Raw genomic sequence first — 24,283 nt, 5'->3', positions numbered from 1 at the left:
CCGTCCTATGTTGGTCGTTTATGGGGTGCCGGCCCTTGCAATGCGCCCGAAGACACGCAGCCGGCTGACGCCGCCATCGGGGTAGATGTTGAGACGAACATGGGTGGCGAGACCGATCTCTTTGATCAGGCCGTGGCCGTAGTCATGGATGCCGTCGGCGCTCAGCTTTTGGCGCGGCAGCACTTCCTGCCAGTAGAGGGAGGACGCGGTTACCAAGGCATCGACCGCGCAGTCCGCCTCGCCGAGATCAGCCGCCTGCGCCGAACAGGCGTCCGGGTAATTACCTTTGAAATGCGCAGTATCGACGATGATGCGTTCGATCGACGTGCGCGCGGCAAGCCTGACAATGATCCAGTCGTTGCCGGGTTCGCGCCGCCGCCGCGTTTCCCAGCCGTCGCCCATGTTGATCCCCCGACCGGGTGCCAGCAGCCGTTGATGGCCGTAGTGGCCGTTGGAGAAGACGACGATCCGGCCGCCGAGCAGCGAGGATGCAAGATCGACTGCCTCGTCGCCGATCCGATCCCGGTCGAGTTCGGGCGTGCCGTAGACCCGCAACCGGGCAACGCCACCGTCGGGATAGATGCGCAGCCTGACATGGCTCCAGATCCCGTCGGCAACCGCTGTGAAGTAGTGATGGGCGCTTGGACCAAGCGGGTTCATGCCCAACAGTTCGGTCCACACGGTGGTTTCATCAGGCCCGTTCGGGGCCAGGCAGGCATCGATAGCGCAGGCGGAAGGAAAGTTGCCGGTAAAATGCGCGGTATCGACGTCGAAACCGGCGATCCGGCCGGTTGCCGCAAGCGCGACGATCGCATGGTCATGGCCGGGACCGCGCCGACGCCGTGTTTCCCACCCATCCATCCATTTGCCGTGTTCGTCGTAGACGCCCGGATGAAAGACGGCGGGGCAATCCTGCAGCAGTCGCTCGAGCGGGGCGAAGAACTCGTCGGTGGCAAAAACCGGCCTCGCACCGAGACCGGCGGAGGCAAGGTTGATCGCCTTGCGGGCGAAGTCAGGAAGGCCGACGCTGTCGATCGTCATCGCCCAGGCTCAGCTCGGCAGCATGTCTTTGAGGCGGAGAAGCGCAATCCTTTCCACCTGCCGGCATGCCGTCTCAAGCTCGCTGTCGCGATAGTTCCCGATCCGGCTTTCGAAGGCTGCCAGGATGTCATCCTTGCTACGTCCCCTGACGGCGATGATGAAGGGAAAACCGAACTTCTCGACATAGGCGCTGTTGAGTTCGGTGAAGCGGGCGCGTTCGGCATCGGTCAGGGCGCCGAGGCCGGCGGAGGCCTGTTCGCTGGTCGAGCTTTCGGTGAGCCGCTTTGCCTGCGCCAGCTTGCCGGCCAGATCCGGGTGGGCGTTGAGCACGGCAAGACGTTCCTCTGGCTTCGCCTCGCGGAAGACTGCGGTGAGGGCTGCCGCAAGTCCGATGGCCGTGTCGTTGGCGGCCGACAGTTCGCCGGCAAATGCGCGCCTGGCGATCCATTCGGAATGCTCGAAAACGCCACCGAAGCGGGCGACAAAATCGGCCTCGGAAAGCCGTGACGGACGATCGTCCCAGGCCTTGAAGGGATACGTCTTTGCCCAGTGGCGTGCGATATCGATGCGACGGGCCAGCCAGACCTTCTCGTGGCCTTTGACGTAGTCGAGGAAGCGGGCAAGCGCTGCAGCGCGACCGGGCCTGCCCACGAGGCGGCAGTGAAGACCGATGCTGAGCATCTTCGGTGCACCCGCTGCACCTTCCGCATAGAGCACGTCGAAGCTGTCTTTGAGATAGCTGAAGAACTGGTCGCCGCTATTAAAACCCTGCGCGGTCGCAAAGCGCATGTCGTTGGTGTCGAGCGTGTAGGGAATGACGAGCTGATGGCGGCCGGCATGTTCATGCCAATAGGGCAGGTCGTCGGCATAGCTGTCCGACACGTAGTCGAAGCCGCCGGTCTCGGTAACCAGGTCGAGCGTGTTGTCCGAACAGCGGCCAGTATACCATCCGCGCGGTGGTTCGCCGGTAACGATGGTGTGCAGCCGGATCGCTTCGGCAATCTCTTCCCGCTCCCGTTCCGGCCTGAAGTCCTTGTGCTCGATCCATTTCAGACCATGCGAGGCGATCTCCCAGCCGGCGTCCTGCATGGCCGCGACCTGGGCCGGCGAGCGCTTTAGCGCCGTTGCGACGCCATAGACCGTCGCCGGCACGCCCTTTTCCGTGAACATGCGATGCAGCCGCCAGAAACCGGCGCGAGCGCCGTATTCATAGATCGATTCCATGTTCCAGTGGCGCTGTCCGGGCCAAGCCTGCGCGCCGACGATTTCCGACAGAAAAGCCTCTGATGCGGCATCGCCATGCAGCACGCAGTTCTCGCCGCCTTCCTCGTAATTGATCACGAACTGCACGGCAATCCGCGCCTCGTCGGGCCAGACGGTGGTGGGGTTCGGGCCATGGCCGTGAAGATCGCGGGGGTATCTCATTTGAAGCAGTCCTCCAGACAATTGTCTCTGCGGCCTGATTCCTAACGGGATTTTTCCGACGTCATTCCCCCCAAAAAATTTGAAAGTCTCGAATGATCCGCCCGCTTCTCAATGCACCGGCCCACCAGGATACTGCCAACTGGAAAGCTGACTTCGGGAGGAGCAAGACGCATGCAATCTCATGGTGGAAACGACGGCCGTCTGACGACCCATGTGCTCGATACGGCCAGTGGCAAACCGGCCAAGGACCTGCGCATCGAGCTCTATCGCATCGAGGGCGAGCAGCAGACACACCTGCGCTCGGTCAGGACCAATGACGACGGACGCTGCGATCAGCCGCTGTTGAGCGGATCGCTGATGCAGGCTGGCACCTACGAGCTGCACTTTCACGCCGGCGACTATCTCGGCTCTGAAAGTGCGCGCGGCGCCAACCCGTTTCTCGACGTCATCCCGATCCGCTTCGGCATCGACGACCAGGCGGCGCACTACCATGTGCCGCTGCTCTTGTCGCCTTACGGCTATTCGACCTACCGCGGGAGCTGATCAGCAATGACCATCCAGATCCGCAACACGATCCGTTTCCTCCTGAACCATCGCCTTGTCGAGCTTTCCGACGTTTCTGCGGTGCAGACATTGCTCGATTTCCTGCGCATCGATCGCAACCTGCGCGGAACCAAGGAAGGCTGTGCCGAAGGCGACTGCGGCGCCTGCACAGTGCTGGTCGGCCGGCTGCTCGGCGGGCAGCTGAAGTATGAATCCGTCAATGCCTGCATCCGTTTCGTCGGTTCGCTCGACGGCTGTCACGTGGTGACGGTGGATTCGCTGGCAACGCCTGGCGGCCCGCTCCATCCCGTCCAGCAGGCGATGGTCCAGACGCATGCTTCGCAATGCGGCTTCTGCACGCCCGGCTTCGTCATGTCGCTCTATGGGCTCTGGATGGAAAATCCGAAGCCTTCGGTCACCGAAATCGAGAAGGCGCTGCAGGGGAACCTCTGTCGCTGCACCGGCTATGCAGCGATCATTCGCGCGGCGGAGGCGATTTCGACCATTGGTGATCTCGGCACGGATCCGCTGTTTGCCGAGCGCGACCGGCTCGCCGGCGAACTCGCCGCCCTTCAGGACGGTCGCCGCGTGGTGATCGGCGAGGGTGCGGAGCTGTTCATGTTGCCGGCTTCCGTCGACGATTTCGCCGATGTGCTCGAAGCCAACCCGAAGGCGACGATCGTCGCCGGCTCGACCGACGTCGGCCTCTGGGTCACGAAATTCATGCGCGACATCGCGCCGGCCGTGCACCTCACGCATCTCGAAGAGCTTCGCCGCATCACTGTCGGCGAGGAGGGCGTAACACTTGGCGCCGGTGTCAGCTATGCCGAAGCCTATCCCGTCATCACCGAGCACTTCCCGCAATTGCGCGAGCTTTGGGACCGGATCGGCGGACAGCAGGTCCGCAACATGGGCACTGTCGGCGGCAACATCGCCAACGGATCGCCGATCGGTGATACGCCGCCGGCACTGATCGCACTCGGCGCATCGGTGACGCTACGCAAGGGCGCTCGCCGCCGCACCGTGGCGCTCGAAGATTTCTTCATCGCCTATGGCAAGCAGGATCGCGAGCCCGGCGAATTCGTCGAGGCGGTCCACATCCCCTTCCTTGAAGCCGATGCCAGCTTTGCCGTCTACAAGATCACCAAGCGTCTGGATGAGGATATTACCGCGGTCTGCGGCGCCTTCCGCCTGACGTTCGATGCTGCCGGCGATGTCACGGACGCGGTGATCGCCTTTGGCGGCATGGCCGGAACCCCGAAGCGAGCCGCTCATGTCGAGGCTGTGCTCATGGGCAACGCTTGGCGCGAAGAAATGATCGAGCAGGCGATCTCCGCCTTCGACCAGGACTTCACGCCGCTCACCGATTGGCGGGCCTCGGCGGAGTATCGTCAGCTGGTTGCCAAGAACCTGCTGCGCCGCTTCTATCTCGAAACACAGGCGACCGGAAACATCCGGCTCGACCGCAACATCGCTGTTGCCGTCTAGGAGGTGAGATCCATGAATGTGATGCAGCCCATCGACCGCATCCGCGGTGGCGTCCACGAAAATGAGCGGCACGAATCCGGCCACAAACACGTGTCTGGAACGGCCGAATACATCGACGATATTCCGGAGCCGACCGGCACTCTGCACGGTTATCTCGGTCTGTCGCAGCGCGCGCATGCCGACATTCTGTCGATCGATTTCGACGCGGTCAGCGCCAGCGAGGGTGTCATCGGCATCCTGACCGCCGACGACATCCCGGGGGAAAACGACATCAGCCCCGCGCACAAGCACGACGATCCGGTATTTGCGACCGGCAAGGTCGAGTTTCATGGCCAGCCGATCTTTGCCGTCATCGCCACATCGCGCGAAGCGGCAAGGCGTGCAGCCGTCAAGGTCAAGGTCGAATACCGTGACCTGCCGCATGTGACAGACGTGCTGGAGGCCGCTGCCGCGAATTATCCGCTGGTCATCGATCCGCTCAAGCTGGAGCGTGGCGACATCGAAGCCGGTTTTGCCAAAACGAAAAACATCGTCGAGGGCGAGATGCGCATCGGCGGCCAGGACCACTTCTACCTCGAGGGCCAGATTTCCTTTGCCATTCCCGGCGAAGACGATGAGGTTCTGGTCTATTCTTCGACACAGCATCCGAGCGAAACCCAACACATGGTGGCAACCGTGCTCGGCGTGCCGTCCAACGCCGTGACTGTGAACGTGCGCCGCATGGGTGGCGGCTTCGGCGGCAAGGAGACGCAGGCCAATATCTTCGCAGCCGTGGCCGCCCTGGCCGCGAAGAAATACCGTTGCGCCGTCAAGGTCAGGCCCGACCGGGACGACGACATGTCGGCCACCGGCAAGCGTCACGACTTCCATGTCGACTACAAGGTCGGCTTCGACGACGAGGGACGCATCGAGGCGGTCGACGCGGTGTTTGCGGCGCGCTGCGGCTTTTCCGCCGATCTCTCCGGGCCGGTCACCGATCGCGCGCTCTTTCACGCCGACAATTGCTACTTCTATCCGAACGTCCGTCTGCGCTCGAAGCCGTTGAAGACCAACACCGTCTCGAACACCGCGTTTCGTGGTTTCGGCGGCCCGCAGGGCATGGTCGGCGGCGAGCGCATGATCGAGGATGTCGCCTATGCGGTCGGCAAGGATCCGCTCGAAATCCGCAAGCTCAACTTCTATGGCGGCGAGGGCCGCAATCTCACGCCCTACCACCAGACTGTCGAAGACAACATCATCGGTCGGATCATCGGCGAGCTCGAAACGTCGGCGGATTACGCTGCGCGTCGCAAGGCGGTGATCGCCTTCAACCGCGAAAACCACATCATCAAGCGCGGCATCGCGTTGACGCCGGTCAAGTTCGGCATATCGTTCACCAAGACCGAGTACAACCAGGCCGGCGCCTTGGTGCACGTCTATACCGACGGATCGATCCACCTCAATCACGGTGGCACCGAGATGGGGCAGGGGCTCTACACCAAGGTTGCCCAGGTGGTGGCCGACGAGTTCCAGGTCGATCTCGATCGGGTCAAGGTCACGGCGACGACGACCGGCAAAGTGCCGAACACGTCGGCGACGGCAGCCTCCTCCGGTTCTGATCTGAACGGCATGGCGGCCGCCGATGCGGCGCAGCAGATCAAGGCGCGGCTGGTGCGTTTTGCTGCCGAGCGCTGGAATGTTGGCGAAGCCGATGTCGCGTTCGAACCGAATACCGTGCGCATCGGCGCGGAACGCCTGCCCTTCGGCGAATTCATCAAGCTCGCCTATGGCGCCCGTATCCAGCTTTCGGCGGCCGGCTTCTACAAGACGCCGAAGATCCACTGGAACCGCTCGGAGGGCCGCGGCCGTCCGTTCTTCTATTATGCCTATGGCGCGTCCTGCTCTGAAGTCAGCGTCGATACGTTGACCGGCGAATATCAGGTCGATCGCACCGACATCCTGCACGATGTCGGACGGTCGCTGAACCCGGCATTGGATCTGGGTCAGGTCGAAGGCGCCTTCGTCCAGGGCATGGGCTGGCTCACCACCGAGGAACTATGGTGGGACGCCAAGGGGCGGCTGCGCACGCATGCGCCGTCGACCTACAAGATCCCGCTTGCCTCTGATCGTCCGCGTGTGTTCAACGTCCGCCTTGCCGAATGGTCTGTTAATCGCGAGGAAACGATCCGCCGCTCGAAGGCCGTGGGCGAACCGCCTTTCATGCTGGGCATTTCGGTCCTGGAGGCCTTGTCGATGGCAGCCGCGAGCGTAGCGGAGTATCGTATTCCTCCGCGCATCGACGCGCCGGCAACGCCGGAGCGGGTGCTGATGGCAATCGAGCGGCTGCGGACCGCCGCAAGGCAAGGGGCAGTGGCTTAAGGATTGATAGCGATGGTTGCGAGCCGAGAAGATATCAGGGATTTCCTGCGCCGCGAGCCGGACTGCGTGCTGGTCGAGGTGACGGGGGCTGCCGGCTCGACGCCACGCGACACCGACGCCTGGATGCTGGTGGCGCCGGACGGCCTTTTCGGCACCATCGGCGGCGGCCAGCTCGAATATATGGCGATCGACCACGGTCGGCGTGCGCTCAAGCGCGGCGACCGCGCCGACACCATGACGATCCCGCTCGGGCCGGAGATCGGCCAGTGTTGCGGCGGGCGTGTCGCGCTCGCCTTCACGCGCATCGATCGGGAGAAAGCCGCCATGCTGATTGAACGCAGCGATCTGGAGATTGCCAGTCGTCCCCATGTCTATGTTTTCGGCGCAGGACATGTCGGCGATGCGCTGGCGATGGCGCTGTCGCTCGTCCCCGTGCGCACCATCCTTGTCGACACGCGCGAGGATGAGCTTTCGGCCGCCGACATTCACGGCATCGAGACTTGTCTGACGGCGATGCCCGAGGCGGTGGTCCGCGATGCCCCGCGCGGCAGCGCCTTCGTGATCCTCACCCATGACCACGCGCTCGACTTCCTGATTGCAGCCGAGGCGCTCAGGCGTGACGACGCGTCCTATGTCGGGATGATCGGTTCGAAGACCAAGCGTTCAACCTTCAAGAGCTGGCTGTCGCGGGAAATCGGCCGGCCCGATCTTTTCGACCGCCTCGTCTGCCCGATCGGCGGCACGGCGGTAAAGGACAAGAGGCCCGCCGTTATCGCAGCCCTGGCTGCCGCCGAGATCATGACAGCCGCTCTGAACTACCATTGGGAAGCACCCGCCGTCTCGTCGGTCAAGCCAGGCAAGCGCGTCGGCGCCTGACCTCAGGCGCTTTGGCGCGGTCGGATGACGCAGTCGCCGACCTGATCGAATTCACCCAGTTCTTCGGCATGACGCTGCCCCCATTCGCATAGGGCAAGCAGGACCGGTTCGAGGCTCTGCCCGAGCGTCGTTGCCGAATATTCCACCCGGGGCGGCACTTCGCGAAAGATCTCGCGATGAACGAGGCCGTGTTCTTCCATCTCGCGAAGCTGCTGGATCAAGACCTTCTGGCTGACGGCGGGCACAAGCCGCCGCAGCTCTGAAAGTCGCCTCGGACCGTCGAACAGGTGATAGAGGATCACTGCCTTCCATCGCCCGGAGATCACCTTGAGCGCACGCTCGGAGGGTAGCGACGGCAGTCTCTTGATGATATCGGCCATGGTTACCATCCGGTCAGTATGGAACAAAAGGGTGTGTAGAGCCGAGCGGGAGCCTAAGGCTAACTATGGATCGAAGCCAATCAAATCAGGTCGAGATTCATGAAAACAATCCAATACCGCTCCTTCGGCGGCCCTGAAGTCCTTGAGCTGATCGATATACCGAAGCCGGTGCCCGCGCACGGCGAAGTGCTGGTGCGGGTTGGGGCGATCGGGCTCAATTTCTTCGAAGTTCTGATGCGACAGGATCGATATGCCGTCACGCCTGATTTGCCGTTGGTGCCGGGCGTCGAAGTGGCCGGCATTGTCGAGGCCATGGGCGAAGGCGTCAAAACGCCGGCGATCGGAACGCGTGTCGCTGTGCCGATGTTCGCCTTCGGGCGCGGGGCGGGCGGGTACGCCGAATATGTCGCGATCGACGCTGACGCCCTCGTGCCGATCCCTGACGCCGTTTCGTTCGAAGTAGCGACGGCCCTGATGATCCAGGGGCTGACGGCGCTTCATCTCGTTCGGCAAAGCAACCCAAAGGGAAAGGCCGTGATGGTAACAGCTGCAGCTGGCGGCGTCGGTTCTCTCTTGGTCCAGTTGGCAAAACAGGCGGGTGCTAAAACGGTTATCGCGCTTGCGGGCGGCGGCGAGAAGATCGCGTTCGCGCGCACGCTCGGCGCAGACCTTGCAATCGACTACCAAGCCGCGGACTGGCCGGCGGTGCTTGGCAGGCATCTGGCGGGCAGGCCGGTCGAGACGATCTACGACCTGGTGGGTGGTGACTTCACCAAATCAGCGCTTGGCGTTCTGGCGCCAGGCGGCGAACTCGTCTTCGGCGCGATCGGCCGCTTCGAACTCGAAGCAGCCGATATCGAACAGATGCTGTCGGCCAATCAGTCTCTGCGTGGGTTCGCGCTATTGCCGTTGCTCACGCCTTCCGCGCTGAAAACCGATCTCGGCGATCTGTTCGGTCGCGCCGAAGACGGACGGCTCAAGGTCCACGTGGGCGGTCGATTTCGGCTGCAACAAGCAGCAGAGGCCCATCGCGCTATGGAAACGCGAAGCACGACCGGCAAGATCGTGCTCGTGCCTTAGCGCGGGGAAATCTAAAGCGCGTCGCGATCTCTAGGATTCGCTTGCCGCACTTTAAGTTCTTGTTTTTGTGCATGTCGCTTTCGCAAAACCGCTGCACACTTTTGCGCGACATGCATTAGGCTGACCTCAGCCGGTGGTCAGGCGAGCATCTTGCCGATCAGCCGCTGACAGCGCTCCGCCATATAGTCGATCATCAGCCGCACCTTCGGATCCTGGAAGCGCTTGTGCGGGTAGATTGCAGCCAGCTGCACGCCGAGCGGCGGCGTTGCCGCCAGAATTGGTACCAGCTCGCCGGTATTGATGTAGCTCTTCACTTCGAAGAGCGGCTTGTTGATGATGCCGCGCCCGTCGAGCGCCCATTGCGTCAGCACGTCACCGTCATCGGAATCATAAGGCCCGGTCACTTCAAATTTCCTGACGCCCTCCGGCGTCTGCAACGTCCAGAAGTATTCCTTGGACCCGGGGTAACGCAGCAGCAGACAGTCGTGTTTGTCGGCGATGAGCTCGTCCGGCGTCTGCGGTATCCCACGTTTTTCGAAGTAGGCGGGTGCGCCACAGACGACCCGCTCGCAATTCATGATGCCGCGCATGCGCAGGTTCGAGTCTTCGAGAATGCCGAGCTTGAAGGCGACATCGACCCCTTCCGACAGGATGTCGACGTTGTGGTCGGAGAGCCTGAGCCGCACCTCGATATCCGGATACTTGTCGTGAAACTCGGGGATGCCCGAAGCGATCAGCCGCCGACCTATCCCTAACGGAGCGGTAATCTTGAGCGCGCCCTTCGGATTGTGCGACAGATCCGCGATGGCATTTTCCGCCTCGTTGACCGCTTCGAGAATCTTGACGGCACCGTCGTAGAACACACGACCGTGCTCGGTCGGGGTCAGCTTTCGCGTCGTCCGATTGAACAGCCGAACGCCCATATGGCGTTCCAACTCTTTGATTCTATTGCTGGCAACCGCCGGTGTTACGCGCTGATCACGACCAGCCGCCGACAGGGTTCCAAGCTCTACGACGCGTACGAAGACGCGCACATTGTCCAAATATGACATGCCTCCCGATCTCTCCTCCGGGCCTTATGTAACGCATCCATTCCGTCGCGATTTTATAGTTTTTTTTGAAAGTGTTGGTGAAGCAGCGACGTTCCCGCGACCTCCAGCAATGACACATAATGCGCCACGGAGAAATGGGAGAATTGCATGTACGAGTATGCCATAGCCTGGGATTGGCTCACCTTTGCCATGAGATGGCTGCATGTCATCACCGGTATCGCGTGGATCGGTTCGTCGTTTTATTTCGTCGCGCTCGATCTTGGCCTGAAGAAAAGAGCCGATCTGCCGGTTGGAGCCTATGGCGAGGAATGGCAGGTTCACGGCGGCGGCTTCTATCACATCCAGAAGTATCTGGTGGCGCCGGCCAACATGCCGGAGCACCTGATCTGGTTCAAATGGGAATCCTACGTCACCTGGCTTTCCGGGTTCGGCATGCTGTGCATGGTCTATTACGCCGGCGCAGACCTCTATCTCATCGATCCCAATGTGCTTGACGTGTCGAAGACGACGGCGATCGCGATTTCGCTGGCATCGATCGGGTTCGGCTGGCTTGCCTATGACACGATCTGCAAGTCGCCGGCCGGCCGCGACAACACCAAGCTGATGGTGCTTTTGTATTTCATCCTCGTCGCCATGGCCTGGGGCTATACGCAGCTTTTCACCGGCCGCGCCGCCTTCCTGCATCTCGGCGCCTTCACCGCGACGATCATGTCGGCCAACGTGTTCTTCATCATCATCCCGAACCAGAAGATCGTCGTTGCAGACCTGATCGCCGGCCGCACGCCGGACGCGAAATACGGCGTCATCGCCAAGCAGCGTTCGACGCACAACAACTACCTGACGCTGCCGGTGCTGTTCCTGATGCTGTCGAACCACTATCCGCTGGCGTTCGGCACACAGTACAACTGGATTATCGCCTCGCTGGTGTTCCTGATGGGCGTGACCATCCGCCACTATTTCAACACGCGCCATGCCGACAAGGGCAATCCGACCTGGACCTGGCTTGCGACCGCGCTGCTCTTCATCGTGATCATGTGGCTGTCGACCGTGCCGAAGATCCTGAGCGGTGACGAGGAGGCGAAGGTTTCAGCCGCGCAGCAGCCGTTCGTCACGGCCGAAGCCTTTCCGAAGGTTCGCGATACCGTCCTTGGCCGCTGTTCCATGTGCCATGCCAAGGAGCCCGGCTGGGAGGGGCTGGTCGTGCCGCCCAAGGGCGTGACGCTCGAGACCGATACCGAGATCGCAAATCACGCGCGTGAAATCTATCTGCAGGCCGGCCGCTCGCACGCGATGCCGCCTGCCAATGTCACCGGCATATCCGACGAGGAACGCAAGCTTCTCGTCGCCTGGTATGAAACGGTCGTAAATGGAGAGAAGGTTCAATGACCGATTTGCTGATCCGCGGCCGTGTGCTGACCTTCGTCGAAGAACCCAAGGGCATCGACGATACCGCCTCCTATCGCTACTTCGAAGATGGCGCCGTTCTGGTGCGTAACGGCAAGGTTGCCGACATCGGCGAGCATGCGGACGTCGCTCGCCGTGCCGGCGCAAACGTTAGGGTTGCCGACCACCGCCCGAACCTGGTGCTGCCGGGCCTGATCGATACGCATCTGCATTTCCCGCAGACGCAGGCGATCGCATCCTATGGCGCGCAATTGCTCGAATGGTTGAACACCTACATTTTCGTCGAGGAACAGAAGTTCCGCCAGCCGGAACATGCGCAATTCATTGCCGGCCGGTTCATGGACGAGCTTCTTTCCAACGGCACGACGACGGCTGTTGCGTATTGCTCGGTCCATCCGGAAAGCGTTGATGCCTTCTTCGGAGCTGCGGAAGCGCGCGGCATGCTGATGATCGGCGGCAAGGTGATGATGGACCGCAATGCGCCCGACGCGCTGCGCGACACGCCGCAACTTGGCTATGACGAGACGAAGCAGTTGATCGGCAAGTGGCACGGCCGCGGCCGCGCGCATTACGCCATCAGCCCGCGTTTCGCCATTACCTCGACGCCGGAGCAGATGGAGATGAGCCGCGCGCTCGTCGCCGAACATCCGGAATGCTACGTGCAGACGCATCTTTCCGAGAACAAGGACGAGATCGCTTTTGCAACATCACTCTACCCGGAGGCGAAGGACTATACCGACATCTATGCGCGCTACGACCTTCTGACGCGCAAGACACTGCTCGGGCACTGCATCTATTTGAGCGATCGCGAGATTTCGGTTCTCGCCGAGACGGGTGCCGTCGGCACTTTCTGTCCGACCTCGAACCTGTTTCTCGGCTCGGGCCTCTTCGATCGCGACCGTTTCAACAAGCTCGGCGCGCGCTGGTCGGTGGCAACCGATGTCGGCGCCGGCACCAGCTTCTCGATGCTGGAAACCATGGACGAGGCCTACAAGGTTCTTCATCTGCAGGGGCAGCGGCTTTCGCCGTTCAACTCGTTCTACATGATGACGCTCGGCAATGCCCGGGCGCTCGATCTCGCCGACCGCATCGGCTCGCTGCATATCGGCGCCGACGCCGACATCGTCGTGCTCGACAGTCGCGCCAAGCCGTCGATGGAGTTGAGAATGCGCGTGGCCAACACGCTCGCCGAGGAACTCTTCATCGTGCAGACGATGGGTGACGACCGTTCGGTGGCAGAAACCTATGTTGCCGGCCGGCCGATGAAAGGCACGTCTGCTGGCGCGAAGGATGCAGCGATCGCAGCCACCAAAAGCCTCGAAATCGCATAGGCTGGCAAGCACCAGCCGCCTCATCAGACGCGCAAAGGTCGCTGTAAGGACTTTGAATTGCTGCGTGGCGCCGCGCCTGTCGACGCGCGGCGCTGCCCTACTGCATAATTCCTTGAATCCGATTCGATTTAAGGCGAAAATTATGCAGCAAGTTTAAAGCGTTACAGCGTCCTTTGCGCGCTATATTCGACGCGCGGCGCTGTAAGCTATTCGGTCCATCCTCGATAGAGACGACGGGGAACCTACCGTCGGTCATTCACGCTCCGGCGGCACTTCGAACTCATCGAAGTGGCGGCCGAGATCACGCATCAGCTCAAAGCGCTTCTCCGCTTCGGGGCCAAGCCGCCCGGCAACGGAATTGGTGAGCAGGTTCAAAATGACCGAGAGGCTTGCGGTCGAATCCCAAAAGGACTTCACGTAGGTGGAGCCCTGCAGCACAAGATCGGTAAACTCATATGCCCAATTCGAGAAGCGGTCGGTCACGATGATCAACGGGATCTTCAGATCCCGGACGCGCTCGGCAAGGAGCAAACCCTTCCGGGCGTAAGCGGCGGTATCGACCAGCACGAGACAAGTTTCCTGCGGATCGCTCTCCAAGACCTCGGAATAGACGCCTGCGTTTCCTTCGGCGAAGCGAACGCCGCCGCGGGCGTATTTGAGACGGCTGGAGAAATCGAGCGCGAGGCCCTTGGAGCCCTGGAAGCCGACGACATAGACGGACTTGCATCGCGTCAACAGGTCGACCACGGAGTGCCAGCGCTCGAGCGTCGTCAACCGATAGGCATCGGTGACAGCCCGCAACTCGAGTTCGAGACTGGTTTCCAAGCCGCCGACGTCGCCGTGCTGAACACGAAAGCGCTCCAGCATATCGTCAAGTGCGCTGCCGTTGCCGCTTTCGGCGGGCTTCAACGCGTCCTTGAGTTCCTTGAGGCTCGCATAACCGAGGCCGCGGATGAAGCGGATGACGGTCATCTCGCTGACACCCGCCTGGACGGCGATGGTTGCGCCGGTCTCATAGGGAATGTTCTGCAGATTGTCGCGCAGATAGGCCGCGACGATCCGACCGGAACGCGTGAGGGAGGCGTCGCCCTCGCGCAAAACCTGCTCCAGTCGCGAGAGGGTGTCGTCCGTATTGACCGTGTCACTCATCGGATGCTCCGGCTAGCTCCAGCGTCCGCTCGAAACGCGGCGCAGATTCCAACAGAAGCCTCGTATAGCTTTCTTGCGGACGTTCGAAAACTGCCTCGGCGCTGCCCAGTTCGACGAGTCTTGCCGCCCGAAAGACGGCGATGCGGTCACAGAATTTTCGCACCACGGAAAGGTCGTGTGAAATATAGATCACTGTCAGATGCCGCTCGCTGCGCAGACGCTGCAACAGCCTCAGGATCTGCGCCTGGATCGTCACGTCGAGCGCTGATGTCACCTCGTCGGCGATCAGCACTTCCGGGTCGAGCGCGAGCGCCCGTGCGATGCCGACCCGTTGACACTGGCCGCCTGACAGTTGCCGAGGTTTGCGATCGGCCAGCTCCAGCGGCAGTTCGACCTGGCGCATCAGGCCGCGGGCGCGCTCGAGTGCCTGAGCGCGCGTGGCAAGGCCATGCCGGACCATCGGCTCGGCAATTGTCTCGACGATGCGCATCCGTGGATTGAGCGAGTCGAAGGGATTCTGGAACACCATCTGGACCTTACGTCGGTATACGGCGAGTTCCGCTCCCCTGATGGTCGCGATGTTCCTGCCGCGGAAGCGGATTTCGCCACCGGACGGCTCGACCAGCCGCATGATGGCCCGCGCAATGGTGCTCTTGCCCGAACCGCTCTCTCCGACGATGCCCAAGGATTCGCCGGCCTCGACGGTTAGACTCGCCTCCTGCAAGGCGCACACAGCATCCTTTCGTATTCCCGGCAGGACGCTGGGTTTGGAATAGGTGATCGACAGGCGCTCCACTTCGATGAGTGGCGTCTCTGCCTTATGTTTTCGAACGATCGGCGGAAGCGCAAGCGACGACGGTTGGGAGTCGATCAGCAGTTTCGTGTATTCGTGCCTCGGCGAACGCAGGATCTCGCGCGCCGGTCCCTCCTCCACGATCTCTCCGTGGCGCATGACGACGACGCGATGGCAGAGCTCTGCAACCACGGCCAGATCGTGGGAAACGAAGACGATGCTCAGTCCATGGCTACGGTTGAGCTCGCGCATCAGTTCGAGGATGCGCGCTTGCACCGTCACGTCCAGTGCCGTGGTCGGCTCGTCCGCAAGCAGCAGGCGCGGCCGGGAGGCGGTCGCACTGCCGATCATGCCGCGCTGCTTCATGCCGCCGGACAGTTCGTGCGGATAGGCATCGACCCGGCGTTCGGGCTCGTTGATCTGCACCGAACGCAAGACGTCGATCGCGTTTTGCCGCGCCTCTTTGCTGGTCTGGCCGAAATGATGACGCAGCGGTTCCATCACATGCCCGCCGAGCGTCATCAGCGGATCGAGATGCGACGACGGATTCTGGAAGACCATCGAGATGTCGCGGCCACGGATTGTCCGCATCTCCTCGCTGGAAAGCCCGAGCAGGTCCCGGCCCTCGAAGCCGATCTTGCCGCCGACGCTGGCGTTGCGCGGTAGCAGGCCGAGCAGCGACCGGCATGTAATGGATTTGCCGGAACCACTCTCGCCGACCAATCCCAGTATCTCGCCCTCGTCGAGCGCGAACGAGACGTTCTTCACCACCGGCATGCTGCCAAAGGCGATCGAGAGGTTTTCGACGTGGAGTAGGCGCGCCTTGGGTCTTGCGATCATGTTCATCGTCCCAGAACCCGGGATAAACCGTCACTCGTCAGGATGAAGCCGAAACCGAGCGACATGGCGGCAAGACCCGGGAAGAAGCATATCCACCAGGCATCAACGACATAGGGTTGGCCGTCGGCGATCATCGCACCCCATTCCGGCGTTGGCGGCTGGACGCCGAGCCCGAGAAAGCCGAGGCTGGCGCCGGCCAGCAGGACGAGGACGGCATCGGTCGTGGCATAGACCAGAAGGCTGGAGAGCGTATTGGGAAGGACATGGCGAGCCATGATGATCGACGGCGGGTAACCGAGCGCCTGGGCCGCCGCCACGAATTCCTTGTTCTTGAGCACGAGCACTTCGGCGCGCACGAGCCGAGCATAGGAAACCCACCCGACCAGAGCCAAGGCGACGAAATAATTGAATAGCCCCGGACCGAGTATGCCAACGATGGCGATCACCAGCACGAAGAAGGGGAAGGCCACGGTGATATCGACGAGCCGCATCATCACCGCGTCGGTGGCCCCCCCTGCATAGCCGGAGACGAGGCCGATCGTGGCGCCGACGAGGAGAGGTGGCATGACACCGGCAATCCCCATCCAGACATCGATGCGTGCAGCATGAAGAACGCGGGTGAACACATCGCGCCCGAGATGATCCGTGCCGAAGAAATGATCGGCCGAGGGCGGCTGCAGCAGGCCTGAAAGGTCGATACTGTTTGGGTCGGCCCCGGAGAAGAGCGGCGCCGCGAGCGCGAGAATCACCCAGGCGAGGATGATGGCGGTTCCGGCGATGATTTCGAACGTTCCGGGTTCGAGCTGACGCCGCGTGCTTGCGAGAGGAAGGCTCATCATAATTTCACCCTGGGATCTATCATGGCGGAAAGGATATCGATCGTGAGCGTCACGATCACGGTCGCGATCGCATAGAACAGGGTCAGCCCCTGAATGACGTAGTAATCGCGTCCGAGAACCGCGCTGACCATCAGCGTGCCAAGCCCCGGCACCGCATAGATGATCTCGACGACGACGGAGCTGCCGATGAGGAAGGCGATCATGACGCCGAGCAGATTGAGCGTGGGCAGCACGGAATTGACCAGAACGTGGCGCCGGAAGATATAGCCTTCGCCGAGCCCCTTGGAGCGGCTGGCCGTGACGTAGTCGGATTCCGATTCGTTGATCAGCGCTGCCCGCAGGTTGCGCAGGAGTAGCGGTATGAGCCATGTCGATGTGCTTATCGCCGGCAGGAAGAGATGGTGGAGATGCCCCACGAACCCGTCGCCGTAACCGCTAACTGGAAACCAGCCGAGCTCCACGCCGAAGAGCCGCGACATCATCAGCGCCAACCAGAAGACGGGAATGGTCATGCCCAGGATGGCAGCCGCGCGAATGAGGTGATCGGGCCAGCGATCGCGGCAGCGCGCCGACACGATCGCCAGCACAACCGTTGTCGGAACGCTGATTGCGACGACATAGCCGATCAGGAAAAGCGTCGGAGGAAGAAAATCGAGGATCAAGCTCTCCACCGGCAACTGATAACGGATCGAGCGGCCGAGATCGCCCTGCAGAACGTTCGACACATACGAGAAATACTGCACGATCAACGGTCGGTCGAAACCATATTGCTCACGTAGCTGTGCCACGGCCTCTGCCGTCGCGCGGTCGCCGAGAAGCAGGCGGATCGGATCGCCCGGCGATAGTTGCACCAGAAGAAAGCTGACCACGCTGATCCCGATCAAGACCGGAATCAGTTGGAGCAGACGTTGCCCGAGGGCAAACAAGAACGGCATTGGAAACCTCAAACCATTTCTCGGACGACAGCGCGACGGCGGCGGCGGGCGTTCACTCGCCGGCGACCGTTGTTTCCTCCAGGGACCATTGCAGCATCGGGTTCATGCCGAGACCCTTGATGCGATCGCTGTAGGCGTTGGCGTAGGGAGCGTAAAAGAGCGGGATCTGTGACACTTCCGTGGTCGTAGTTGCCTGGATTTCACGGTAGAGCTCGGCACGCTTCGCCTTGTCGAGTTCTCTCGCCGCCGCCTCGGTCATCTCGTCGACATGCTTGTTGTTGTAGCCGGTGTAGAAGCTTTTGCTGCCGCAGGAGCCGCAAAGCGCCCAACGAACGGCAAGGTCCGGGTCCAGCGTTTCGTTGTACCACCAGCTTGCCGACGCGTGGTAGTCGCCGGCGGGGATGCGCTCCCACCAGACACCGCGATCGACCTTTTCGATCTTCGACTTGATGCCGACCGCGGTCCATTGCGCCTGGATCAACACGGAGAGCTTGTCGTTGTCGCCGGATGAGCTTGCCAGGATGACAAGTTCTTCGCCTTTGTAGTTCGACTCTGCGAGCAGGGCCTTGGCCTTCGCCGGATCGTAGTCGATGCCGGGGTAGTCCGCGGCATGGTAATCCACGGCGGGCAGCGTCGTCGTCGCGCGCTTGGCGTGTCCGAGCGTCATTGCCTTGGCGATCGCCGGTGCATCCAACGCGTGAGCCGCCGCCTGGCGGACCTTGATGTCATCGAACGGCGGCTTCATCTCGTTCAACAGCGTCATGTAGATCACCGTCGATGGCTCGAGGGGAAGTGTGAGCCCCTCGCGTGCCTGGATTTCCGACACGCGCGACCAGGGAATGTCGCGCGCGGCATCAAGCTCGCCCGACAGCATCATCGAGACACGCGTGTTCGCATCCGGAACCTCGATCAGCTCCGCGCCGGCATTCTTCGGATAGCCCACCCGCCAATAGTTCGGATTGGGTTTCAGGATCAGCCGGTCGTTCGGGCGCCACTCGCCGACCATGTAGGGTCCGGATGTCACCGGGTCCTTGGTGAAGGCATCCTTGCCGCGCTTCTCGACATCGGCCTTGGAGACGATGCCGGCATTGAAGACTTCGAGATTGCCGAGGAAGGGCGCGAAGGGGTGCTTCAGCGTCAGCACGACGGTCTTGTCGCCTTCCGCGCGGGCCTCCTTCAACTGCTGCAGGGGGGCGGCATAGGCCGATTCCGCGTCGTCGCGGACGCGCAGCAGACTGAAGGCCACATCGGCGGCGCTGATCGGGCTGCCGTCGGAGAAATTTGCATCCCGAAGCTTCAGGGTCACCACCGTTCCGTCGGCGGAAATATCCCAGGATACCGCGAGGCCCGGTTCCAGCGCGCCGTCGGCGCCACGGCGCAGCAGTCGCGAATAGAGTTGTCCGAATGTTTCGATGTTGCCCGCCGCGGCCGAGCGCATCGGGTCGAGCGTGCTCGTCGCGTAGGGCGAGCCGATACGGATCGGCGCCTCAGCCGAAGCGGCGGGGAGCGCCGCCAGAAGGGAAAGTGCCATCGCTATGCCCGCGGCGGCGTTACCGTGCCAATGCATCTTTAGTTCTCCCGTTTTTGCGGAAAGGAGATCGTCGCCCCTTTCATTCTCAATCTGATATGAATACAACAAACATGTCAATCACTGTTGGTTAAATATCAAAGAGGAATGAAATGCACCAGTCAGCAAAGAAATTGCGCGCCCGCGAGCTTGGTCTCGCCTTCGAAGGGGAGGCCGGCCCGTCTAACGCGATAACCGACGTTCCGGGGGTTCTTGTCGGCTATTCGACGATCATCGAAGGGGTGGGCGCCTTGCGGCAGGGCCACGGGCCGGTACGCACCGGCGTGACGGCAATTCTTCCGCGCGGCAGGGACAAGGCGATGAAGCCGGTCTGGGCCGGCTTCCATGCGCTGAATGGCAACGGGGAAGTGACGGGCGTACAGTGGATCAAGCATGCCGGCCACTTCTACGGACCGATCTGCATCACGAATACCCACAGTGTTGGCGCGGTCCATGAAGCCGTAACCTCATGGATGATCGAGCATCATGCAGAGGATTACAGGGCAAAGCACGTCTGGGCGCTGCCGGTCGTTGGCGAGACCTATGATGGCACACTGAACGATATCAACGGGCTACACGTACGCCCGCATCACGCGCGGGCGGCAATCGAGTCGGCCGCGAGCGGGCGGATCGCCGAAGGCAATGTCGGCGGCGGTACCGGCATGGTCGCCTACGAGTTCAAGGGTGGAACCGGCACCGCGTCGCAAGTCGTCCGGCTCGACGGCCAGGACTTCACCGTCGGGGTGCTGGTGCAGGCCAACCATGGTCTGCGCGACTGGTTCACGGTCCTCGGCGCGCCCGTCGGGCGCCATCTGACCGCAGACAGGCTGCGTTCCACCGAACAGGGTTCGATCATCGTCGTGATCGCGACGGACATTCCGATGTTGCCGCACCAGCTCGAACGCGTTGCCCAGCGCGGCGCGATCGGTATCGGCCGCCACGGCACGCCCGGGGGCAATAATTCCGGCGACATGTTTCTCGCTTTCAGTACCGCCAACCAGATCACGCGCGACGAATTCATCGACGCGCGCCGGCAGATGGAATGCATCCCTGACGAATGGTTCGACCCGATCTATCTGGCGACCGTCCGTGCGGTTGATGAGGCGATCGTCAACGCCATGCTGGCGGCCGAAGACATGGAGACGCTGAAGCCCGCGGGCAAAGTATGCCGCGCGATCGATCCGGCTGCGCTGGTGGGCGTACTCGCGCGGTATGGAAGGATGGCGTGACATGAGCCGATCGTCTGCATTGATGGCTCCCGCGATGACGACGGAGCGGCTGCCGATCGTCGACTGCGTCTCGCCGGAGCCGCGGGCGCGCGGCCGGGAACATGGCGAGGCGCTCCGCTTGCCGATCCGCGAAAAGATCGAGCGCTGGCAGAGTGCGACAGCGGCCGACTATGGTGAGGCCCCTTCGTCGTTTTTCGAGCGGCTTTTGAAAGAGACGGGGTTTCGCGCCGCCATCGAGCGCCACACCCCGGAATTGATGGAGGAGGTCTTGGGTATCGCCGAAGGAGCCGGGATCGACCCAGAGACCGCCTATGCAATGCAGCTTATGGACGAGGAATGGTGGTTCGGCCGCGCCGCACATGATGGACATTGCAGCGGCGCCGCCATCGCGCCGTCCGGCCGTGATGTAACGGCGATGGGACAGACCATGGATCTGCCCGCCTGGCACGACGGCGCGCAGGCGCTTCTGAAGCTGCGCGGAAAAAACGGTACGCCGTCGCTGGTTTTCACGTCTGCCGGCATGATCGGGCTCATGGGCTTCTCGGGCCGAGGGCTGGGCATCTGTGTCAACACGCTTTCAGGCCTGCGTTCACGGCCGGACGGCCTGCCGGTTGCCTTCGTGATGCGCGGCGCGCTGGCACGCGAAAGCGCGACCGACGCAAAACGCTTCCTGGTGGGCGTCCCGCACGCCTCCGGACAGAACTACCTGATCGGCGACCGCTGGAACGTGTTTGCCCTGGAGTGCTCTGCCGCCGGAGCGCGTGAGGTCGCGGCACAGAACGGACGGATCCTTCATACCAACCACCCTCTGGTGAGCCTGGACCTTCGGACGGACGCTGCGGCAAGCGAGAACTCGAAGGCACGTCTCTCTTCGCTCCACGCAGAGCTCTGTGACGCGCAGGGGCGGACGGTTGAGAATATCAAAGCCGCCCTCGCCAGCCGGCGAGAAGGCGCAGCGATCTCCATGGAACGTCGTCCGGACATGGGGCAAACACAACTGATGTCGATCGGCGCGGTGGTCTATGAAATCGGCGGGGCGATCCGCGGCTGGGTAACCGGCGGCCCGCCAAGCGCCGGCGCCTGGCGCGAACTGTCATTCGGTTGAGCGATGCCGTGACACCCACCGAAACCCGGGATCGAAGGGAGCGGTCGGGAGCGTGCTATAGCTCTTCCGGCCGCTTGCCGCCCATGGCCCGGGTCAGGGCATCGGCGCGCTCGCGCACGACCGGTCCAAGCACCGAGAGCTTGTCGTCATTGACGCGCACGGATGGTCCTGAGATCGAGATCCCGGCGATCGTTTCGCCGTACTCGTTGAAGATCGGCGCGGCCACACAGCGCATGCCGAGCGTATGTTCCTCGTCGTCAATCGACCAGCCGCGTTGGCGGATTTTCTGAATGTCCTGCAGCAGGGCCGGCAGGTTGTCGCGTGTCTTGTCAGTGAAATGCGCCAGCTCGCGGCCGGCCAGCAGATGTGCGACATCCTTGTCGGCCCATGTCGACAGGATCGCCTTGCCGATGCCCGATGCATGGATTGGCCCACGCCGGCCGGGGCGAAAGAAGGCCCGCATCGGGGCATGGCTTTCCACCTGCGAGATGAAGACGACATCTCCACCTTCCTCGATGCCGATGTTGGCGGTCTCGCCGCTTTCTTCCATCAGCTGTTTCAGGAACGGGCGGCTGATGGTGCCGAGCTTGCGGAAGCGCAGATAGGCGTTGCCGATCTCGAAGGCCTTGAGGCCGATCGTCCAGGCGCCGGTGTCGGGGTCGTTCATCACCATGCCGTGGTTGGCCAGCGACGTCAGCAGCCGGTGCACGGTCGATGGCGCCATCCCTGTGACGTCGGACAAGTTGGTCAGTGTCGAGCCGTCGTTCTCGGCAACGATTGCCAGGAGCGTCAAGCTGCGGTCGAGCACCTGCACGGAGCCGGGGGCTGCGTTTTCGCCTGCCTTCCGACCGCGTTTTCCCTTGCCTGTCGCATCCATGATCCATCCTCCAACCGCCGAGTCATTCCTATCATCCTCTAGCAGGACCAGGATCGATTGTTTCGAAATTCTTGAAGATGTTTATTTCCATCTGGTGGAAATGCATCCCATTTAGTTGTTGCATATCGCTATTAATGGGCTATCGTTTCATCAAATAGGAGGAGTTTCCATGGCTAAGATGCGCGCCGTCGATGCGGCTGTTTACGTTCTCGAAAAAGAGGGCATCGATTGTGCTTTCGGTGTCCCCGGTGCGGCCATCAATCCGTTTTATTCCGCTCTCAGGGCGCGCGGCTCGGTTCGGCACATCCTTGCCCGCCACGTCGAGGGCGCTTCGCATATGGCGGAAGGCTATACCCGCGCCAAGCACGGCAACATCGGCGTCTGCATCGGCACATCGGGCCCGGCCGGCACCGACATGATCACTGGTCTTTATTCCGCCTCCGCCGACTCGATCCCGATCCTTTGCATCACCGGCCAGGCGCCGCGCGCCCGTCTGGACAAGGAAGATTTCCAGGCGGTCGATATCGCCAAGATCGCCGCACCCGTCACCAAGTGGGCCGTTACCGTCATGGAACCGGCGCTGGTGCCCTTCGTCTTCCAGAAGGCTTTCCACCTGATGCGCTCCGGGCGGCCGGGGCCGGTCCTGATCGACCTGCCGGTCGATGTTCAGCTGGCTGAGATCGAGTTCGATCCCGAAACCTACGAGCCGCTTGAACCCTACAAGCCGAAGGCAACGCGTGCGCAGGCCGAAAAGGCGATCGCGATGCTGAACGAGGCCGAACGGCCATTGATCGTCGCCGGTGGCGGCATCATCAACGCCGATGCCTCGGACCTCTTGACGGAATTTGCCGAGATCACCGGCATTCCGGTTATTCCGACCCTGATGGGCTGGGGCACGATCCCGGACGATCATCCGCTGATGGCCGGCATGTGCGGCCTGCAGACGTCGCATCGTTACGGCAACGCCAACATGCTCGCCTCCGACTTCGTGCTCGGCGTCGGCAACCGCTGGGCAAACCGCCACACAGGCAACGTCCCGATCTATACCGAGGGTCGAAAGTTCGTGCACGTCGATATCGAACCGACGCAGATCGGCCGAGTCTTCGCTCCGGACTTCGGCATCGTGTCCGATGCCGGCGCGGCACTGAAGCTTTTCCTCGACGTTGCAACCGAGTGGAAGACGGCCGGCAAGCTGCGCGACTGGTCGAGCTGGGCGGAGGAGTGCCGCGAGCGCAAGCGGACCATGCTGCGCAAGACCCATTTCGACCAGACGCCGCTCAAGCCCCAGCGTGTCTATGAAGAGATGAACAAGGCCTTCGGCCGCGACACCTGCTATGTCTCGACCATCGGCCTCAGCCAGATCGCCGGCGCCCAGTTCCTGCATGTCTACAAGCCGCGCAACTGGATCAATTGCGGCCAGGCCGGCCCGCTCGGCTGGACCCTGCCGGCTGCCCTTGGCGTGCGTGCCGCCGATCCCGATCGGCCGATCGTCGCGCTCTCCGGCGACTACGATTTCCAGTTCATGATCGAGGAACTGGCGGTCGGTGCCCAGCACAAGCTGCCCTATCTGCACGTGGTCGTGAATAATTCCTACCTCGGCCTCATCCGCCAGGCGCAGCGCGGCTTCAACATGGACTTCGAAGTCAGCCTCGCCTTCGACAACATCAATGCGTCTGAAGACGCGGAGAAGGGCTATGGCGTCGACCATGTCGCCGTCGCCGAAGGGCTCGGCTGCAAGGCGATCCGGGTGCGCAGCCCCAACGAGTTCCAGGAAGCGTTCGACCGGGCACGTGCCCTGATGGACGAACACCAGGTTCCCGTCGTCATCGAGTTCATCCTCGAGCGCGTTACCAACATCGCCATGGGGGCGGACATCAACGCCGTCGTCGAGTTCGAAGAGCTGGCGGCACGCGGCGAGGACGCACCGACCGCGATCGAAGCGCTTCTCGACTGAAAACAATCATAAGGAGG

Annotated in this window: 20 protein-coding genes; 10 read left to right on the top strand and 10 right to left on the bottom strand. The window is 62.1% G+C overall.

Going from position 1 to position 24,283, the window contains the following annotated elements:
• Window positions 1-18 precede the first annotated feature (18 nt).
• Both alc and puuE read right to left on the bottom strand, forming a co-directional pair.
• Window positions 19-1,041: an allantoicase gene (alc, locus tag AC244_RS12065; protein ID WP_053249065.1), complete on the bottom strand. Its 1,023-nt coding sequence runs from the start codon at window positions 1,039-1,041 to the stop codon at window positions 19-21.
• Between the two features lie 9 nt (window positions 1,042-1,050).
• Entirely contained in the window at window positions 1,051-2,466 is a 1,416-nt protein-coding gene (puuE, locus tag AC244_RS12060) for an allantoinase PuuE (RefSeq protein ID WP_053249064.1), read from the bottom strand.
• A gap of 171 nt (window positions 2,467-2,637) precedes the next feature.
• Here puuE and uraH point away from each other — a divergent pair, with 171 nt between their 5' ends.
• The 4 genes from uraH to xdhC are packed head-to-tail and all read left to right on the top strand — an operon-like array spanning window position 2,638 to window position 7,731.
• Window positions 2,638-3,009 (top strand): hydroxyisourate hydrolase, encoded by a 372-nt coding sequence (uraH, locus tag AC244_RS12055; RefSeq protein ID WP_053249063.1) that lies wholly within the window; start codon window positions 2,638-2,640, stop codon window positions 3,007-3,009.
• Between the two features lie 6 nt (window positions 3,010-3,015).
• On the top strand, window positions 3,016-4,497 hold the full coding sequence (gene xdhA, locus AC244_RS12050) for a xanthine dehydrogenase small subunit (protein WP_053249062.1): 1,482 nt from the start codon (window positions 3,016-3,018) through the stop codon (window positions 4,495-4,497).
• Window positions 4,498-4,509: 12 nt separating this feature from the next.
• Window positions 4,510-6,855, top strand: a complete 2,346-nt coding sequence (gene xdhB / locus AC244_RS12045) for a xanthine dehydrogenase molybdopterin binding subunit (protein WP_053249061.1) — start codon at window positions 4,510-4,512, stop codon at window positions 6,853-6,855.
• A 12-nt stretch (window positions 6,856-6,867) separates the two neighbouring features.
• A complete protein-coding gene (gene xdhC, locus AC244_RS12040; protein WP_053249060.1) occupies window positions 6,868-7,731 on the top strand; it encodes a xanthine dehydrogenase accessory protein XdhC in 864 nt (287 codons plus the stop codon).
• A 2-nt stretch (window positions 7,732-7,733) separates the two neighbouring features.
• On the opposite strand, the gene AC244_RS12035 is transcribed toward xdhC, so the two are convergent.
• Window positions 7,734-8,111: a winged helix-turn-helix transcriptional regulator gene (locus AC244_RS12035; protein ID WP_053249059.1), complete on the bottom strand. Its 378-nt coding sequence runs from the start codon at window positions 8,109-8,111 to the stop codon at window positions 7,734-7,736.
• Between the two features lie 99 nt (window positions 8,112-8,210).
• On the opposite strand from AC244_RS12035, the gene AC244_RS12030 reads away from it, so the two are divergent.
• Entirely contained in the window at window positions 8,211-9,191 is a 981-nt protein-coding gene (locus tag AC244_RS12030; RefSeq protein WP_053249058.1) for a quinone oxidoreductase family protein, read from the top strand.
• A gap of 137 nt (window positions 9,192-9,328) precedes the next feature.
• Here AC244_RS12030 and AC244_RS12025 read toward each other — a convergent pair whose 3' ends face one another.
• A complete protein-coding gene (locus AC244_RS12025; RefSeq protein ID WP_053249057.1) occupies window positions 9,329-10,243 on the bottom strand; it encodes a LysR family transcriptional regulator in 915 nt (304 codons plus the stop codon).
• A gap of 147 nt (window positions 10,244-10,390) precedes the next feature.
• On the opposite strand from AC244_RS12025, the gene AC244_RS12020 reads away from it, so the two are divergent.
• Together AC244_RS12020 and guaD are read left to right on the top strand one after the other, a co-directional pair.
• Window positions 10,391-11,629: a urate hydroxylase PuuD gene (locus tag AC244_RS12020; protein WP_053249056.1), complete on the top strand. Its 1,239-nt coding sequence runs from the start codon at window positions 10,391-10,393 to the stop codon at window positions 11,627-11,629.
• Window positions 11,626-12,978, top strand: a complete 1,353-nt coding sequence (gene guaD, locus AC244_RS12015; protein WP_053249055.1) for a guanine deaminase — start codon at window positions 11,626-11,628, stop codon at window positions 12,976-12,978. Before AC244_RS12020 ends, guaD begins: the two co-directional genes overlap by 4 nt.
• 252 nt (window positions 12,979-13,230) lie before the next feature.
• Here the strand turns inward: guaD and AC244_RS12010 are convergent, their stop codons facing one another.
• The 5 genes from AC244_RS12010 to AC244_RS11990 are packed head-to-tail and all read right to left on the bottom strand — an operon-like array spanning window position 13,231 to window position 19,101.
• Window positions 13,231-14,127: a MurR/RpiR family transcriptional regulator gene (locus AC244_RS12010; protein ID WP_053249054.1), complete on the bottom strand. Its 897-nt coding sequence runs from the start codon at window positions 14,125-14,127 to the stop codon at window positions 13,231-13,233.
• Complete coding sequence (locus AC244_RS12005) at window positions 14,120-15,760, bottom strand: dipeptide ABC transporter ATP-binding protein (RefSeq protein ID WP_161807858.1); 1,641 nt, start codon at window positions 15,758-15,760, stop codon at window positions 14,120-14,122. The genes AC244_RS12010 and AC244_RS12005 overlap by 8 nt, the downstream gene beginning before the upstream one ends.
• A 2-nt stretch (window positions 15,761-15,762) precedes the next feature.
• Entirely contained in the window at window positions 15,763-16,596 is an 834-nt protein-coding gene (locus AC244_RS12000) for an ABC transporter permease (RefSeq protein WP_152975922.1), read from the bottom strand.
• On the bottom strand, window positions 16,596-17,534 hold the full coding sequence (locus tag AC244_RS11995; RefSeq protein WP_053249051.1) for an ABC transporter permease: 939 nt from the start codon (window positions 17,532-17,534) through the stop codon (window positions 16,596-16,598). The genes AC244_RS12000 and AC244_RS11995 overlap by 1 nt, the downstream gene beginning before the upstream one ends.
• Before the next feature lie 52 nt (window positions 17,535-17,586).
• The gene (locus AC244_RS11990; RefSeq protein ID WP_053249050.1) at window positions 17,587-19,101 is read right to left on the bottom strand and encodes an ABC transporter substrate-binding protein; all 1,515 of its coding nucleotides are present in this window, start codon (window positions 19,099-19,101) and stop codon (window positions 17,587-17,589) included.
• A gap of 113 nt (window positions 19,102-19,214) precedes the next feature.
• Between AC244_RS11990 and AC244_RS11985 the strand changes: the two genes are divergently transcribed.
• Complete coding sequence (locus tag AC244_RS11985) at window positions 19,215-20,330, top strand: P1 family peptidase (RefSeq protein WP_053249049.1); 1,116 nt, start codon at window positions 19,215-19,217, stop codon at window positions 20,328-20,330.
• A complete protein-coding gene (locus tag AC244_RS11980; protein WP_321166225.1) occupies window positions 20,314-21,435 on the top strand; it encodes a C45 family peptidase in 1,122 nt (373 codons plus the stop codon). Before AC244_RS11985 ends, AC244_RS11980 begins: the two co-directional genes overlap by 17 nt.
• A gap of 55 nt (window positions 21,436-21,490) precedes the next feature.
• Here the strand turns inward: AC244_RS11980 and AC244_RS11975 are convergent, their stop codons facing one another.
• The gene (locus AC244_RS11975) at window positions 21,491-22,312 is read right to left on the bottom strand and encodes an IclR family transcriptional regulator (protein WP_053249048.1); all 822 of its coding nucleotides are present in this window, start codon (window positions 22,310-22,312) and stop codon (window positions 21,491-21,493) included.
• 169 nt (window positions 22,313-22,481) lie between these two features.
• Here AC244_RS11975 and gcl point away from each other — a divergent pair, with 169 nt between their 5' ends.
• Complete coding sequence (gene gcl, locus AC244_RS11970; protein WP_053249047.1) at window positions 22,482-24,266, top strand: glyoxylate carboligase; 1,785 nt, start codon at window positions 22,482-22,484, stop codon at window positions 24,264-24,266.
• Window positions 24,267-24,283: the final 17 nt, after the last annotated feature.

The organism is Ensifer adhaerens, assembly GCF_001270265.1.
GTDB classification, from domain to species: Bacteria; Pseudomonadota; Alphaproteobacteria; order Rhizobiales; family Rhizobiaceae; genus Ensifer; species Ensifer adhaerens_B.
Note: the sequence above shows the minus strand (reverse complement) of the source record. Positions and strands in the feature narration are given on the sequence as shown.